This is a genomic window from Pseudomonas sp. R32 (assembly GCF_009866705.1).
Classification (GTDB): Bacteria; Pseudomonadota; Gammaproteobacteria; order Pseudomonadales; family Pseudomonadaceae; genus Aquipseudomonas; species Aquipseudomonas donghuensis.
Map to the genome: position 1 here is coordinate 176561 of NZ_CP019396.1, position 14974 is coordinate 191534.

General features: G+C 61.5%; 13 protein-coding genes and 1 tRNA gene. 7 read left to right on the top strand and 7 right to left on the bottom strand.

Annotation, left to right across the window (positions count from 1 at the left end; all coding sequences use genetic code 11):
- Positions 1-80: 80 nt before the first annotated feature.
- The 5 genes from PspR32_RS00755 to PspR32_RS00775 all read right to left on the bottom strand — a co-directional run bounded on the left by PspR32_RS00755 (position 81) and on the right by PspR32_RS00775 (position 3638).
- Positions 81-530, bottom strand: a complete 450-nt coding sequence (locus tag PspR32_RS00755) for a DUF805 domain-containing protein (protein WP_010222087.1) — start codon at positions 528-530, stop codon at positions 81-83.
- 15 nt (positions 531-545) lie between these two features.
- Complete coding sequence (locus PspR32_RS00760) at positions 546-899, bottom strand: hypothetical protein (RefSeq protein ID WP_010222088.1); 354 nt, start codon at positions 897-899, stop codon at positions 546-548.
- Positions 900-1033: 134 nt separating this feature from the next.
- A complete protein-coding gene (locus PspR32_RS00765) occupies positions 1034-2890 on the bottom strand; it encodes a DUF3857 domain-containing transglutaminase family protein (protein ID WP_010222089.1) in 1857 nt (618 codons plus the stop codon).
- 56 nt (positions 2891-2946) lie between these two features.
- Positions 2947-3183 carry a hypothetical protein gene (locus PspR32_RS00770; protein WP_178114658.1) on the bottom strand — a complete coding sequence of 79 codons (237 nt, stop codon included), beginning with the start codon at positions 3181-3183 and terminating at the stop codon, positions 2947-2949.
- 378 nt (positions 3184-3561) lie between these two features.
- Positions 3562-3638 (bottom strand) — tRNA-Arg (locus PspR32_RS00775).
- 261 nt (positions 3639-3899) lie between these two features.
- On the opposite strand from PspR32_RS00775, the gene gabD reads away from it, so the two are divergent.
- The 3 genes from gabD to PspR32_RS00790 all read left to right on the top strand — a co-directional run bounded on the left by gabD (position 3900) and on the right by PspR32_RS00790 (position 8156).
- Positions 3900-5342, top strand: a complete 1443-nt coding sequence (gene gabD, locus PspR32_RS00780; protein WP_010222091.1) for an NADP-dependent succinate-semialdehyde dehydrogenase — start codon at positions 3900-3902, stop codon at positions 5340-5342.
- Between the two features lie 183 nt (positions 5343-5525).
- A complete protein-coding gene (gene gabT / locus PspR32_RS00785; RefSeq protein WP_010222092.1) occupies positions 5526-6806 on the top strand; it encodes a 4-aminobutyrate--2-oxoglutarate transaminase in 1281 nt (426 codons plus the stop codon).
- A gap of 141 nt (positions 6807-6947) precedes the next feature.
- Positions 6948-8156 (top strand): response regulator, encoded by a 1209-nt coding sequence (locus tag PspR32_RS00790; RefSeq protein ID WP_100782589.1) that lies wholly within the window; start codon positions 6948-6950, stop codon positions 8154-8156.
- A 100-nt stretch (positions 8157-8256) separates the two neighbouring features.
- Here the strand turns inward: PspR32_RS00790 and PspR32_RS00795 are convergent, their stop codons facing one another.
- Positions 8257-9246: a GGDEF domain-containing protein gene (locus tag PspR32_RS00795; protein ID WP_010222094.1), complete on the bottom strand. Its 990-nt coding sequence runs from the start codon at positions 9244-9246 to the stop codon at positions 8257-8259.
- A 135-nt stretch (positions 9247-9381) separates the two neighbouring features.
- Positions 9382-10566, bottom strand: coding sequence for a delta-9 fatty acid desaturase DesA (gene desA, locus PspR32_RS00800; protein ID WP_010222095.1), 1185 nt, complete (start codon positions 10564-10566; stop codon positions 9382-9384).
- A gap of 150 nt (positions 10567-10716) precedes the next feature.
- Here desA and dibA point away from each other — a divergent pair, with 150 nt between their 5' ends.
- The 4 genes from dibA (at position 10717) to cysT (ending at position 14966) form a co-directional block, all read left to right on the top strand.
- Positions 10717-12612: a phosphodiesterase DibA gene (dibA, locus tag PspR32_RS00805; RefSeq protein ID WP_159387963.1), complete on the top strand. Its 1896-nt coding sequence runs from the start codon at positions 10717-10719 to the stop codon at positions 12610-12612.
- 209 nt (positions 12613-12821) lie between these two features.
- Positions 12822-13004 carry a sulfur starvation response protein OscA gene (gene oscA / locus PspR32_RS00810; protein WP_007941032.1) on the top strand — a complete coding sequence of 61 codons (183 nt, stop codon included), beginning with the start codon at positions 12822-12824 and terminating at the stop codon, positions 13002-13004.
- A 47-nt stretch (positions 13005-13051) separates the two neighbouring features.
- Positions 13052-14059 (top strand): sulfate ABC transporter substrate-binding protein, encoded by a 1008-nt coding sequence (locus tag PspR32_RS00815; RefSeq protein WP_010222097.1) that lies wholly within the window; start codon positions 13052-13054, stop codon positions 14057-14059.
- An 88-nt stretch (positions 14060-14147) separates the two neighbouring features.
- Complete coding sequence (cysT, locus tag PspR32_RS00820) at positions 14148-14966, top strand: sulfate ABC transporter permease subunit CysT (protein WP_010222098.1); 819 nt, start codon at positions 14148-14150, stop codon at positions 14964-14966.
- The last annotated feature ends 8 nt before the right edge of the window (positions 14967-14974 follow it).

The window sequence follows — 14974 nt, forward strand, 5'->3', positions numbered from 1 at the left end:
GATTGAAAAACGTCATGGGCGCAAAAATGCAAAAGCGGCCAATGATGGCCGCTTTGCTTTGAGACTCGATCATTCCGTGATCAAGCGATACCTTTCGGGTTTTGGCCGAAACGGTTCGGGCCTGGCTGGCTGTCCTGGCACAGGAAGATCAGGTTGACGATCGGGAGCAGCAGCCACCAGCCGCTACGGTCGGTGTCGTGCATGCGTCGAACGCCTACGGCGATGCCCGGAATCAGCAGTGCCAGGCTATACAGGTTGGAGAGGATGGCACCGGTACCGGCCACGCGGTCGATAAAGCCCAGCACCATGGCCACCAGGATGTTGACCAGGAAGAACATCCAGTATTCCTTGCGGCGCGCGCGGCCGGAGAACACGGCGTATTTCTTCAATACTTCAAAGTACCAGATGCCAGTCGGCGCAGGTGCGGCGGTCACAGGTGCTGCAGCAGCTTGCGGTGCACCACACGCCGGGCAAGCCAGGGCGCTGCTGTGGATTTCCTTGGCGCAGCCACGGCAAAAAACCATACTCATTTGTTGTCCCTTACATTAATTAACTGATAGTCCGATATACACAAACAGTGAAATACCCGACAAAGTCGCACCGGCAATTGCCATGTTGCTTCCCGGCTTTTTGTTGACGATGCTGAGCGTGCCCAGGATCAACCCGGTCAGCGCAAACAGGCCTAATCCCAACAGAGTGTTACGGTCCCAATCGGAATCGTCGAACAGTGAAAGCCCGCAGAGGATGCCGAGGATCAGCGAAGTGATGCCCATCCAGGGCGAGGGTTGGCTGGCAGGTTGCGAGGTGGCGGGGAGATACTGAGGGGCGCCGCACTGTGGGCAGCTGGGTGCCGTTTCATGGATTTCCTTGGCACAACCGCGGCAAAAAACCATTGCCATGACAATTCCTTTTGATCGTTTCTGCTTGCGTGTGTGCAGCAGAAGTCGGCGGGGAGTTTACCAAATATTTCATAGGTGGCGTAACAGTGGCAGCGCCCTGCTGAACCCCAAAGGATTTAACAGGGCGCGATACGTCAGCTCTTCTGCACGATCACCTGGCTGTTCAGGTCATTGAGCATGGCGTCCAGGGTTGGCTTCATCTTCTCGAAGTCCTTCACGCTGCACACCGCTTTCGGGTTGTGGAAGTCCAGGCGGCGCTTGACCACCAGGCTGTTGCCCTGCAGGGCATACTCGGCGCTGTAATCGAAGTGCTTGTCCTTGAGGGTCACAGGTTTGGGCGCGGCGATGATCTTGACGTCGGCCGGGAACTCGAAGCGTGCCTGTTCTTCGGTGATACCAGAGATGCAGGTGAAGTCCTGGGTACGCTGCTTCTCGGCGATGAAGCCGAAGACGTTCTGGGCGATGCCGCCGGCCAGGCTGGTCAGGGTCGGCACGCCGATCGGGCCGGGCAGGTTGACCAGGTTTTCACTGCGACCGTTGATGTGCATCTCGAAGGCGCCGCTGGTTTCCAGGTCATCGCTGCTGATCTTGCCGCTGCCACGCTGGCCGTAGGCGGCGAGGATGCGCTGGGTCAGCAGGTCGCGCTCGGCCGGTTGCATGTTGCGCATCATCCAGCGGTTCATCTCGGCGGCCCAACCGTCGATCTTCGAGGCATGCGTGAAGTCGGCGGCGCCGCTGCTGGCCACGGTATACGTGGTGCTGTTGTGCACCAGGCCTGGCTGGGTGGCCGGGGTGTGGCCGAGCTTGCCCGAGCGGGCCAGCACGGTAGGCTTGTCCAGCACCGGGGCTGGCAGATAGCCGCTGGCGATGGCTTCGGCAGTGGAGTCCAGGTACAGGTCCAGGCTCGGCACGTAGGTGACCACGTGGTTGATCACACCCAGGGTTGGCACCTTGGGCAGGGCGTAGGCACTGCCGAGGTTGATCAGGGCCGGGGTGCTTTCAATGTTGACCGCGGCCAGCAGCGCTTCGAGCAGGGCTACGTGGTCTTTGCAATCGCCATAGCGGTTGCTCAGTACGGTGTCGGCAGCATGCGGCACGACGCCGCCCGCGCCGATGTACACCGCCACGTAGCGGATATTGCGGCGCACCCAGTCACCCAGGGCCAAGGCCTTGTCGCGTGGGTCATCGATCTTGGCTGTCAGCTTCTCGGCCAGCTCGCGGATGGCCGGCGTGACTTCGCTGTTGGCCCGCGCCGCGTAGGCTTTGGCGAATTCGCTGTAGTCAGCAAAGGTGGACACGGCCAGGTACTTGCCGTAGTCCGAGTAGGCTACCGCGCCCAATTCTGTACGAGCGTTGTCACCCTGCACGTAGTCCCACTGGTAAACCTTGCGGCCGGTCTCGGCCTTGGGGCTGGATGCCTTGAAACCCTTGGCCTCGGCATTGAGCTTGAGGTTCTTCGGCAGGTCGTAGATCAGGGTGAACTGTTTGGTGGGGTGGAACTGCGGCATCGCCAGGTCTTCGAACTGGCCGGGGAACAGCGGGGTCTTGCGCTGCTTCTTGAAGCTCAGCACCAGGCGGTCGCCGACTGCCACTTCCGGGAAAATCACCACCTTGACCAGGCTGTCATGGAACATTGGCGCCTGGGATGACTGGCGTTCCTGTTGCTCCTTGATCTGCTCTGGGCTGACCACGACCTTGCGGCCGTCCGGCTTCTGAGTGTAGGCCTGGGTAACTTCCAGGGTTTCCAGCGTGCGGTTGTAGTACAGCGATTGCTGGGCCTTGGCCTGGATCGCGCGTTCTTCGTTGATCAGCAGGACCAGGTCCTGGGTGGAGGCGTAGCTGCCGTCTTCGGCAACCACGGTGCGTAGAATGTCCTTTTCGATGGTGACGGAGGGGTCGGTACCGTCGTCCTTGGCCTGTGCCATGTTCAAGGCGAACAGACAGCACAGCATCCCGACCCACCGGGCCGGGGTCAAAGCGAACCGCTTCATAAAGATCCTTCTTGCTGGTGTATTCCAGGGGGCCTGACTCGATAAATGCGAATCAGTTAGTGGCATTTTGCCTCATCCGAAGGCTTCTCTGCTGCGACATTTTTCTTGCGTGGGTATTTCCCAGTGTCGTAAGCGCAGCGTAGGTAGAGAGAGGCATGCACCAGCGCATCATGGGCGGCGACGCCGGAGCAGACAGCGAACAGCGCAGAGTGCCCGGCTTGGCAGTTGCCAAAGACGGAGTGGGCGGTGGCGGCGGATTTATCGAGTGGTGGATCGGGGACGATTTTTTTCATGTCGATGCTCACAAGTCGGAGCTGACACCGCAATCCGTTACCACCCGAATGGGTGGCAGCTGTACACGGGGTGGTAAACCGGGGTGAGCATCAATCCCGGCAGGCTCGAAAGCCTCCCGCATACAGCCGCCATTGACTGTATAGGATGATGCACACTCCGGGTTACCACGCCCGATCACCGAGATTTCGGTGATGGGTAGGAGCCTAGAGGCACGAGTTCCCAGGGACAAGCAGACGGGTATCGACAGACCGCGTAGGGTATTTCTTAGGACGACATATTTCGAGACTTCGAAACATCATCTGACATAGACGCGTGCTGGTAGCAGCGGGCTCGGAAAACAAAAAAGGCCCAGGTATTCACCTGAGCCTTGATCGATATGGCGCACTCGGCGGGATTCGAACCCACGACCCCTGCCTTCGGAGGGCAGTACTCTATCCAGCTGAGCTACGAGTGCAACGCGGGCGCCATGATACCCATCTAGGCTGGCGGCGTCCATCGTCAGAATGGCTGTGGTCGATTTCGCACACTCAAGGGGCTATAAATGACGTTGATCTGAAAAAATCAGCCGCACAGCGCTTTTTGTTCTTTTTTTCGAACACCCTATTGTCCTTTCTCCTCGTTGATCCTAGGATTCGTTTGAGATTTCAAACGCTCTCCTTTTTCTACAATCAATAATTCGCGCCGTGCCTGCACGGTGCAGTTAAGGAAGCCCGACATGCAGCTTAAAGACGCCCAGTTGTTCCGCCAGCAAGCCTTCATCAATGGAGAGTGGCTGGACGCGGACAACGGCCAGACGATCAAGGTCAACAACCCGGCAACGGGCGAGATCATCGGCACTGTGCCGAAGATGGGCGCCGCTGAAACCCGCCGTGCCATCGAGGCCGCCGACAAGGCGCTGCCGGCCTGGCGCGCGCTGACCGCCAAAGAACGTGCTGGCAAGCTGCGTCGCTGGTTCGAGCTGATGATCGAGCACCAGGACGACCTGGCCCGCCTGATGACCACCGAGCAGGGCAAGCCACTGGCCGAAGCCAAGGGCGAGATCGTCTACGCCGCTTCCTTTATCGAGTGGTTCGCTGAAGAAGCCAAGCGCGTCTACGGCGACACCATCCCGGGTCACCAGCCAGACAAGCGCCTGATCGTGATCAAGCAGCCGATCGGCGTGACCGCGGCCATTACCCCGTGGAACTTCCCGGCGGCGATGATCACCCGTAAAGCCGGCCCGGCCCTGGCCGCTGGCTGCACCATGGTGCTCAAGCCTGCTTCGCAAACCCCGTACTCGGCCCTGGCCCTGGTTGAGCTGGCCACCCGTGCCGGTATCCCGGCTGGCGTGCTGAGCGTGGTGACCGGCAGCGCCGGCGACATCGGCAGTGAGCTGACCGGCAACCCGATCGTGCGCAAGTTGTCGTTCACCGGCTCCACCGAGATCGGTCGCCAGTTGATGGCCGAATGCGCCAAAGACATCAAGAAGGTTTCCCTGGAGCTGGGCGGCAACGCGCCGTTCATTGTGTTCGACGACGCAGACCTGGATAAGGCCGTCGACGGCGCGATCATCTCCAAGTACCGCAACAACGGCCAGACCTGCGTCTGCGCCAACCGTATCTACGTGCAGGACGGCGTCTACGATGCCTTCGCCGAGAAGCTCAAGGCCGCTGTGGCCAAGCTGAAGATCGGCAACGGCCTGGAAGACGGCACCACCACCGGCCCGCTGATCGACGAAAAAGCCGTGGCCAAGGTCCAGGAGCACATTGCCGATGCAGTTGGCAAAGGCGCCCAGGTACTGACCGGCGGCAAGTTGATCGAAGGTAACTTCTTCGAGCCGACCGTGCTGGTCAACGTGCCAAATAACGCAGCGGTGGCCAAGGAAGAAACCTTCGGCCCGCTGGCGCCACTGTTCCGTTTCAAGGACGAGGCCGAAGTCATCGCCATGTCCAACGACACCGAGTTCGGTCTGGCCTCGTACTTCTATGCCCGTGACATGAGCCGTGTGTTCCGTGTCGCCGAAGCCCTGGAATACGGCATGGTCGGTATCAACACCGGTCTGATCTCCAACGAAGTCTCGCCGTTCGGCGGTATCAAGGCCTCGGGCCTGGGCCGCGAAGGTTCCAAGTACGGCATCGAGGACTACCTGGAAATCAAATACCTGTGCATCAGCATCTGATCGCAGCGTAAGGCTTTACCTCTGCCAGCGGGGCGCGAGAGCGACGTCTCGCTGGCCTTTTTACACCGTACACCCCGTGGCCTGGGCCCCTGCAGCAGTCGATCAACGCATGCTGCCTGCAGTTGAATACCGGCCACTCCGACTTGAATCGCGCCACCTTGTGGGTGGCGAATTGAGGACATTATGAGCAAGACCAACGAATCTTTGATGCAACGTCGTGTCGCCGCAGTTCCACGTGGTGTTGGCCAGATTCACCCGATCTTCGCCGAGTCGGCAAAGAACGCCACTGTCACTGACGTCGAAGGCCGCGAGTTCATCGACTTCGCCGGCGGTATCGCGGTACTGAACACCGGTCACGTGCATCCGAAGATCATCGCTGCCGTTGAAGCCCAACTGCACAAGCTGACCCACACCTGCTTCCAGGTCCTGGCCTACGAGCCGTACGTCGAGCTGTGCGAAAAGATCAACGCCAAGGTGCCAGGCGACTTCGCCAAGAAAACCCTGCTGGTCACCACCGGTTCCGAAGCCGTTGAAAACGCCGTCAAGATCGCCCGTGCCGCCACTGGCCGTGCCGGCGTGATCGCCTTCACCGGCGCTTACCACGGCCGTACCATGATGACCCTGGGCCTGACCGGTAAAGTCGTGCCTTACTCGGCCGGCATGGGCCTGATGCCAGGCGGCATCTTCCGCGCCCTGTACCCGAACGAGCTGCACGGTGTGAGCATCGACGACTCGATCGCTTCCATCGAGCGTATCTTCAAGAACGACGCCGAACCCCGTGACATCGCGGCAATCATCATCGAGCCAGTACAGGGCGAAGGTGGTTTCTATGTTGCGCCGAAAGAGTTCATGAAGCGCCTGCGTGCCCTGTGCGACCAGCACGGCATCCTCCTGATCGCTGACGAAGTGCAGACCGGCGCTGGCCGTACCGGCACCTTCTTCGCCATGGAACAGATGGGCGTTGCTCCAGACCTGACCACCTTCGCCAAATCCATCGCTGGTGGCTTCCCGCTGGCCGGTGTGTGCGGCAAGGCCGAGTACATGGACGCCATCGCCCCAGGCGGCCTGGGCGGCACCTACGCCGGTAGCCCGATCGCTTGCGCCGCGGCCCTGGCGGTGATGGACGTGTTCGAAGAAGAGAAACTGCTGGACCGCAGCAAGGCCGTTGGCGAGCGTCTGGTCGCCGGCTTGCGCAAGATCCAGGACAAGCACCCGATCATCGGTGACGTGCGTGCCCTGGGCTCGATGATCGCGGTGGAAGTGTTCGACAAAGCCGGCTCCCACACCCCGAACGCTGCTGCTGTCGCTTCGGTCGTGGCCAAGGCGCGCGACAAGGGCCTGATCCTGCTGTCGTGCGGCACCTACGGCAACGTCCTGCGTATCCTGGTTCCGCTGACCTCGCCTGATGAGCAACTGGACCAAGGTCTGGCAATCATCGAAGAGTGCTTCGCAGAACTCGCGTAAACTGTGACGCGTTAGAAGAAAAACCCGCTTCGGCGGGTTTTTTTTCGCTCAAAGGATGGCCAGGGAGCTAAGGTTGCCTACAAGGAGACACCTTGGAAGGTGCACGGGATTGCGTGTAGCGGAATATCGGGAGAGTTGTGTATGAGCGTTGTAGAGCCCGCCCAGGCACCGTGCGTGCTGATTGCCGAAGGTGATCCCTGGGTACGGGACATGCTGAGCCAGATGCTCCTCAGTGTGCGCTGCGATGCGCGCCTGCAGGTGTGCGCCGATGGCTCGCAAGCGCTGGCGGCGCTGGCCAGCAAGCCGGACCTGATCATCGCCGCACGCGAGCTGCCCGGCGGCGATGGCCTCGACCTGCTGCGCAACGTGCGTGCCAAGGGCCGCCAGCCGGTATTGCCGTTCATTCTCATGAGTAACCGCAGTGACGCCGCCAGTGTGCGCGAGGTGCTGCCGTTCGCGCCGACCGCTTACCTGAGCAAGCCGCTGAACATGGACGCCCTGCGCCAGCGCCTGGAAGACTTGTTGCTCAGCGCCGGGGAGGAGGTCGCTTGCCTGGTACCGCCGTTGCAGCCAGGCGCGACTTTGCCGCGCTTTCTGCAAGAGCGCCGCGCCACCTCCGATGGCGGCCCGCTGTTCGCTGATGTGAAGTTGGCAATCAAGCGCAGCCTGCAGCCCCAGGGCCTGGACCTCAAGGTACTGGAAGCCGAGATCCGCAACGATCCACAGGTCACCGCCGTGCTGATCGCCGCCGCCAACAGCGCTGCACTGCATCGCGACGGTGCGGTGCAGAGCCTGATGCAGGCGCTGAACAAGCTGGGCACGACCCAGAGCATGAACCTGATTCTGGGGCTGGCGCTCAAGCGTAGCGCCAAGCTCAGCGATCCAATCCTGTCGCGCCATGCCGAACACTTCTGGGGCTTGTCGCTGCACACCGCCGAATACGCGCGGACCCTGGCGCGCATGCTCGAACTCGACCAGGAGCGCTGCTATTGCGCCGGCTTGCTGCATTGCCTGGGCGATCTGGCGCTGCTGCGATGTTTGCAGGAGTGGCAGCAGGCCGGGGGTGAGCTGGATGAGGATTCGGTGGAGTTGTCGCTCAACGAGTTTGGTGCGGCGTTCGGCTCGGCGCTGCGTACCCGCTGGCGGCTACCGCTGGAGCTGCGTGAACTGATTGCGGCGATCTACCAGTTGGGCGGCGGGGTGTATTCGCGCGATGCGCTGGTGATGAACCTGGCCGGGCAGTTGGCGCGCTTGCCGGCGGATCAGGGGTTGGAAGGCCTGGCTGAAAGCAAGACGGCGCGCTTGCTCAAGGTGGGGATGGCGGAGCTGGGCAGGTTGCGCAAGGTTTGAGATTTTGGGGTCGCTTTGCGGCCCAATCGCTGGCAAGGCCAGCTCCCACAGGGTTTGCATGCCCCGGCCCTTGTGGGAACTGGCTTGCCAGCGATGCTTTTCAGCCTCTTACAATCTGATTCTTGCCCTGGCGCTTGGCCTGGTACATCGCCGCATCCGCCCGGGCAAACAGGCTGTCCAGCGACTCGTCGGCCTCGGTGATCCCGGTCAGGCCCTGGCTCACCGTCACCCCGAATACCTTGTCGTCATGGCTGAAGCTCAAGCGCTGGATCTCGCGCTGCAGGCGCTCGGCGATGTGCTGGGCAATTTCCGGCGTGCAGCCCGGAAACACCGCGGCGAACTCCTCGCCACCAATGCGCCCGAACTGGTCGCCACGGCGCAGCACCGCCTTGCCGGTATCAGCGATGCGCTGTAGCACATAGTCGCCTTCCTGGTGGCCGTAGGTGTCGTTGATCTGCTTGAAGTCATCGATGTCGAGCAGCAGGAACGCTAACGGCGCCTGCTCCCGTCGTGCGGTTTCGAAGGCATGCTGGGCGCACTCGAAGAAGTGTCGGCGGTTGCTGCTCTGGGTCAGTACGTCGGTGGTCGCCAGGCGCTGCAGCTCGCCTTCGAGCTGCTTCTTTTCGGTGATGTCCTCGGCCATGCCGACAATGATCACCCGCTGGTCCGGCATGGCCTGTTGGCTGATGAAGCATTTGTCGCTGATCCAGCGCACCTGGCCGTCGGCGGCGATGATGCGGTACTCGCGATCCTCCACTGCGCCTTTTTCCAGCACTTGCGCCAGGCTCCGTTCGGCGTAGTCCAGGTCATCGGGGTAGATGCTGTCGCGCCATTCGTTGAAGTCGGCCAGCAACAGGCCGGCCGGGCGGCCAAAAATGCGCTCGTAGGCGGGACTGACGTAGAGCACCTGGCGGCTTTCCCAGTCGAATGCCCAGAGCACGGCATTGACGCTGTCGAGCAAAGAGCTGAACAGTTGTTCACGCTCACTCAGGCGCGCGACTTCGCCTTGGGCATGCATCAGGGCCAGAAGGGTTTGGGCGGCTTCAGGTGGCGGGTTGCAGGCCAGGGTTGTTGGAGTGTTCTTGACCATTTGCGCGGAAATTCTCACGACTGGGGCGTGCGGCCACGACCCGGCCCGCCACGCGGGCGATATGCCTGTCAGAGTGAGATTCGGCGGCTAAGTTCCGGTCGGCGCGCCGCTAAGCCGGCGCGCCGATCAACGGCATCAGGCCAGGGCAGGGCGCAGCGAGTAGGTCTTGAGCTGGGCGGCGAAGTCGCGCAGCGACTGGATACCGCTGGCCTCGGCTTCGTGTACCCAGTCTTTCATGGCCGCGAGCATGTCGTGGCCGTTGGCGCTGGTGCGCGCCCAGATCTGTTGCAGGGCCAGGCGTTTCTCGTAGATGGTTTTCAGTGCCTGGCTGTGCTCGAGCATGGTCTGGATGCGCAGGTGATGACGGTCTTCCAGCAGGCTGGTTTCCCGCGACAGCAAACGCTTGGCACGGCGGAACTGGTGACGGACCGAATCGTCGACCCGCGCCAGCTCCTGCTGGACCAGCGGCGCGATCACCAGCTTGCGGTACTGGGCCATGATCTGGAAGCGGTTGTTGAGGATCGCCATGGCGGTGTCCATGTCCAGCTGGCCCTTGCCTTCGACCCGGTGGGCGATAGGCGCGACGCGCTGCACCTTGGCCAGGCGCAGCCAGCAGAACAGCTTGATCCAGGCCCAGCCCATGTCGAACTCCCAGCGCTTGACCGACAGCTTGGCCGAGTTGGGGTAGGTGTGGTGGTTGTTGTGCAGCTCTTCACCGCCAATGATGATGCCCCAGGGCACCAGGTTGGTGGCGGCGTCGCGGCACTCGAAGTTGCGATAGCCGACCGCATGGCCCAGGCCGTTGACCACGCCGGCAGCCCAGAATGGAATCCACATCATCTGCACGGCCCAGATGGTGATGCCGGCGGTGCCGAACAGCAGCAGGTCGATCACCGCCATCAGGGCGATGCCGCCGAGCTTGTAGCGGCTGTAGAGGTTGCGTTCGATCCAGTCTTCCGGGCAGTTCTTGCCGTAGATGCGCAGGGTTTCCGGGTTCTGTGCCTCTTCGCGGTACAGCTCGGCGCCCTTGCGCAGCACCGTCGACAGGCCCTTGATGACCGGGCTGTGCGGGTCGTCGACGGTTTCGCATTTGGCGTGGTGCTTGCGGTGGATGGCGGTCCACTCGCGGGTGTTCTGCGCCGTGGTCAGCCACAGCCAGAAACGGAAAAAGTGCTTGAGCCCGGCGTTGAGTTCCAGCGAGCGGTGGGCGGAATAACGGTGCAGGTAAACGGTAACGCTGACGATGGTCACATGCGTCATTACCAGGGTAACTGCCAGCAATTGCCACACTGACAAGTTGAGCAAACCTTCGTACCACATAGGCGAAATGGCCCTCAAAAACATAGGGAACAGCGGGAAACATTATCCCTGCGCCAGCAAATAAAACCAGTCGGCCTTTTAGATAGGAGGTCACCGGATGTTTCTACCCTATAATCCCCCACAAATTTTTGTGGGTTTGCCCGGGACCTTATGTCTGCTTCCATTCGAGACGCCATGCGCATGGCGGCGCTCTACCTTGTGCTATCGGTATTGTGGCTGGCACTGTCTGATCAATTATTGAACAGTCTTTTCGATGCGCCTGAGCAAATCGGCCGCTGGCAGCTGATCAGCGCGCATTTCTGGGTGTTGTGCAGTGCCCTGCTGATTTTTGTCTCGCGCGCCCGCCTGCTCAATTTCATCGGCGTCGGTGTGCGCTTGCGCCGTGAAGACCGCGAGCGTCTGCGCATGGCTGCCGCGGTGTTCGACAGCACCCTGGAAGGGGTGCTGGTCACCGACCGCGATGGCCTGATCGTGCATGTGAATCGGGCATTCATGCAGATCACCGGTTACGACAAGGACGAAGTGCTTGGCCAGCGCCCGAGCAAGTTCAAGTCCGGCCGCCATGTTGCCGCGTTCTACCAGCAGATTTACGCCACCCTGGCGCAAAAGGGCGAGTGGAGCGGCGAGATCTGGAACCGGCGCAAAAGTGGCGAGGTGTATCCGCAATGGCAGACGATTTGCGCCATCCGCGATGACAGCGGCGAGTTGAGCCATTACGTCGCGGTGTTCAGCGACATCAGCGCGATCAAGCATTCCGAGCGCGAGCTGGCGTATCTGGCCCATCACGACCCGCTCACCGACCTGCCCAACCGCCTGCTGTTCAACGACCGCACCGCGCAGGCACTGGCTGCGGCACAGACCAACAAGCGCGGTTGCGCCTTGCTGCTGCTCGACCTGGACCACTTCCAGAGCATCAACGACAGCCTTGGCCACAACATTGGCGACCAGTTGCTCAAGGTGGTCGGTGAGCGCTTGCGCTCGCTCCTGGGCAATGGTGTGACCCTGGCCCGCCTGGGCGGTGACGAGTTCGCCGTGTTGGCCGAAAACTGCTCGCAGGTCGGCCAGGCCGCAGCCTTGGCGCAGAGCATCATCGATGGCATGAAAGCGCCATTCGAGGTCGATAGCCAGCGCTTGTTCATCAGCGTCAGCATCGGCATCAGCCTGTTCCCCAGCGACGCCTTGAGCGCCGAGCAGTTGCTGCGCAATGCCGACTCCGCGCTGTTCAAGGCCAAGAGCAGCGGCCGTGCCGGTTATGTGCTGTACACCGAAGAGCTGACCGCTCACGCCCAGCAGCGGGTCGAGACCGCTGGCGAGCTGCGCCGGGCCTTGGAGCAGGAAGAGCTGCGGGTCTATTACCAGCCGGTACATGACCTGTGCAGCGGCAAGATGATCGGTGTCGAGGCGCTGGTGCGCTGGCAGCATCCGCAGCGCGGGCTGGTGCCGCCCGGGGAGTTCATCCCGATTGCCGAACGCACTGGGCTGATTGCCGATATCGACACCTGGGTGTTGCGCCAGGCCTGCCTGCAGAGGGTGCAATGGCAGGCCGAGGGGCGGGCGCTGGAATTTGTTGCAGTGAATATCTCCAGCCGCCTGTTTGGTCATCGTGACCTTTATCAGCAAGTGGCGCAGGTGCTGCACGACACGGCGCTGGACCCGGCGTTGCTGGAGCTGGAGGTTACCGAAAGCGCGGTGATGGACGACCCTGAAGTAGCCCTTGAGCAATTGCATCGGCTGCGTGAGTTGGGCTTGCGCCTGGCCATCGATGACTTTGGCACCGGCTATTCGTCGTTGCTGCGGCTCAAGCGCCTGCCGGTGCAGAAGCTCAAGATCGACCAGGGTTTTGTCGCCGGCTTGCCCTGTGATGAAGACGATGTGGCGATTGTGCGGGTGATTATCGCCCTGGCCCGGAGCATGGGCATGCTGGTGCATGCCGAGGGTATCGAGCAGGCCGAGCAGGCGCGCTTTCTGCTGGAGCAACAGTGTCAGCTGGGCCAGGGCTACTGGTTTGGCAGGCCGGTGCCGGCGCAGCAATTGCGCTGGGCTTGAGGGCCCTATCGCGGGGCAAGCCCGCTCCTACAAGTGTAGGTGCGGCGGGGCGGTGATCCGACTGGTCCCGCGAAACTCTATTTCAGTTATATAAAAATTCTTAAATAGTATTTTTAAGAATATTCGCGTCCCCCTAAGATTGCCCTCAAGCCAGGCGCAGTCGCTCCCCTTCACGCACTGCACGGCACCCATATCACAGGAGCACGAGCATGAGCGCATCTCTGCGTAGCGTTGACGGTCAGGACGAAGCCACCATTCTGCGCGAAATCCAGAGCGCCCTGCGTGACCTGCGGTTTGGCGCGGTGGAAATCACCGTGCACAACGCCCAGGTCGTGCAGATCGAACGCAAGGAAAAGTTCCGCCTGCAGAACCCCGGCAACAAGCCCAGCTGATTATCGCGCCACCTAATTAGAAAAATACGCCAATCGGGAGCTTCACCATGTCCATCCGCCGTTATGCCCTGGCCGCCCTCGCCAGCGCCGTTTTTGCCGGTTCCGCTATCGCCAAGGACTACGAACTGCTGAACGTGTCCTATGATCCGACCCGCGAGTTGTATCAGCAGTACAACGCCGAGTTCGTCAAGCACTGGCAGCAGGCTCACCCGGACGACAAGGTGAAGATCCAGCAATCCCACGGTGGTTCGGGCAAGCAGGCCCGTGCCGTAATCGACGGCCTGCGCGCCGACGTGGTGACCCTGGCCCTGGCCGGCGACATCGACGAAGTGGCCAAGCTCGGCAAGACCCTGCCGGACAACTGGCAGACCCGCCTGCCGGAGGCCAGCACCCCCTACACCTCGACCATCGTGTTCCTGGTGCGCAAGGGCAACCCGAAAGGCATCAAGGACTGGGGCGACCTGATCAAGAAAGACGTCTCGGTCATCACCCCGAACCCGAAAACCTCCGGCGGCGCCCGCTGGAACTTCCTCGCTGCCTGGGCCTACGGTCTGAAAAGCGGTGGCAGCGAAGCCAAGGCCCAGGCATACGTGAAAGAGCTGTTCAAGCACGTACCGGTACTGGACACCGGCGCCCGTGGCTCGACCATCACCTTCGTCAACAACGGTCAGGGTGACGTGTTGCTGGCCTGGGAAAACGAAGCCTTCCTGGCCCTCAAGGAAGACGGTGGCGCCGACAAGTTCGAGATCGTCGTGCCGTCGCTGTCGATCCTCGCCGAGCCGCCCGTGGCGGTGGTCGACAAGAACGCGCAGAAGAAGGGCAACGAGCAGATCGCCGAGGAATACCTCAAGCACCTGTACAGCCCGGCCGGGCAGAAGATTGCCGCCGAGAACTTCTACCGCCCGCGTGATCCGAAAGTCGCTGCCGAATACGCCAAGCAGTTCCCGAAACTGGACCTGGTGACTATCGACAAAGACTTCGGTGGCTGGAAGACTGCCCAACCCAAGTTCTTCAACGATGGTGGCGTGTTCGACCAGATCTACACGGCGCAGTGATGCAATGCCCGTCAGGATAATCGCCGTTCAGTAGCCAGCATGGGCCCGGGATTCGTCCCGGGCTTCGTGCGTTCAACCAGGGACCTTTATGTCACGTCGTATTTCCCCCGTCATACCCGGCTTCGGGCTGACGCTGGGCTACACCTTGGTGTACCTCAGCCTGATTGTGCTGATACCGCTGGCCGCCATGTTCATACATGCCGCCCAGCTCACCTGGGAGCAGTTCTGGGCCATCGTCAGCGCACCGCGAGTGCTCGCGGCGCTCAAGCTGAGCTTCGGCACGGCCCTCTACGCTGCCATCATCAACGGTATCATCGGTACCCTGCTGGCCTGGGTGCTGGTGCGCTATACCTTCCCCGGGCGCAAGATCATCGATGCCATGATCGACCTGCCGTTCGCCCTGCCCACGGCGGTGGCCGGTATCGCCTTGACCGCGCTGTACGCACCGGCCGGCCTGGTTGGCCAGTTCGCCACCGACCTGGGTTTCAAGATTGCTTACACCCCGCTGGGTATCACCCTGGCGCTGACCTTCGTGACCCTGCCGTTCGTGGTGCGTACGGTGCAGCCGGTGCTGGCCGACATCCCCCGTGAAGTCGAAGAGGCCGCCGCCTGCCTGGGTGCCAAGCCGCTGCAGGTGTTTCGCTATGTGCTGGCGCCGGCACTGTTGCCGGCATGGCTGACCGGCTTTGCCCTGGCTTTTGCCCGGGGCGTTGGCGAGTATGGTTCGGTGATCTTCATCGCCGGCAACATGCCGATGAAGACCGAGATCCTGCCGCTGCTGATCATGGTCAAGCTCGACCAGTACGACTACACCGGCGCCACCGCCATCGGCGTGTTGATGCTGGTGGTTTCCTTCATCCTGTTGCTGCTGATCAACCTGCTGCAACGGCGCATCGAAACCCCTTGAAGGAGGCC

Excerpts from the sequence above, each read along its gene's own strand:
- cysT (WP_010222098.1), top strand. The coding sequence starts at position 14,148 with ATGTCACGTCGTATTTCCCCCGTCATACCCGGCTTCGGGCTGACGCTG.
- PspR32_RS00755 (WP_010222087.1), bottom strand. The coding sequence starts at position 530 with ATGAGTATGGTTTTTTGCCGTGGCTGCGCCAAGGAAATCCACAGCAGC.
- gabT (WP_010222092.1), top strand. The coding sequence starts at position 5,526 with ATGAGCAAGACCAACGAATCTTTGATGCAACGTCGTGTCGCCGCAGTT.
- PspR32_RS00815 (WP_010222097.1), top strand. The coding sequence starts at position 13,052 with ATGTCCATCCGCCGTTATGCCCTGGCCGCCCTCGCCAGCGCCGTTTTT.
- PspR32_RS00770 (WP_178114658.1), bottom strand. The coding sequence starts at position 3,183 with ATGAAAAAAATCGTCCCCGATCCACCACTCGATAAATCCGCCGCCACC.
- oscA (WP_007941032.1), top strand. The coding sequence starts at position 12,822 with ATGAGCGCATCTCTGCGTAGCGTTGACGGTCAGGACGAAGCCACCATT.
- PspR32_RS00795 (WP_010222094.1), bottom strand. The coding sequence starts at position 9,246 with ATGGTCAAGAACACTCCAACAACCCTGGCCTGCAACCCGCCACCTGAA.
- gabD (WP_010222091.1), top strand. The coding sequence starts at position 3,900 with ATGCAGCTTAAAGACGCCCAGTTGTTCCGCCAGCAAGCCTTCATCAAT.
- dibA (WP_159387963.1), top strand. The coding sequence starts at position 10,717 with ATGTCTGCTTCCATTCGAGACGCCATGCGCATGGCGGCGCTCTACCTT.
- PspR32_RS00760 (WP_010222088.1), bottom strand. The coding sequence starts at position 899 with ATGGCAATGGTTTTTTGCCGCGGTTGTGCCAAGGAAATCCATGAAACG.
- PspR32_RS00765 (WP_010222089.1), bottom strand. The coding sequence starts at position 2,890 with ATGAAGCGGTTCGCTTTGACCCCGGCCCGGTGGGTCGGGATGCTGTGC.
- desA (WP_010222095.1), bottom strand. The coding sequence starts at position 10,566 with ATGTGGTACGAAGGTTTGCTCAACTTGTCAGTGTGGCAATTGCTGGCA.
- PspR32_RS00790 (WP_100782589.1), top strand. The coding sequence starts at position 6,948 with ATGAGCGTTGTAGAGCCCGCCCAGGCACCGTGCGTGCTGATTGCCGAA.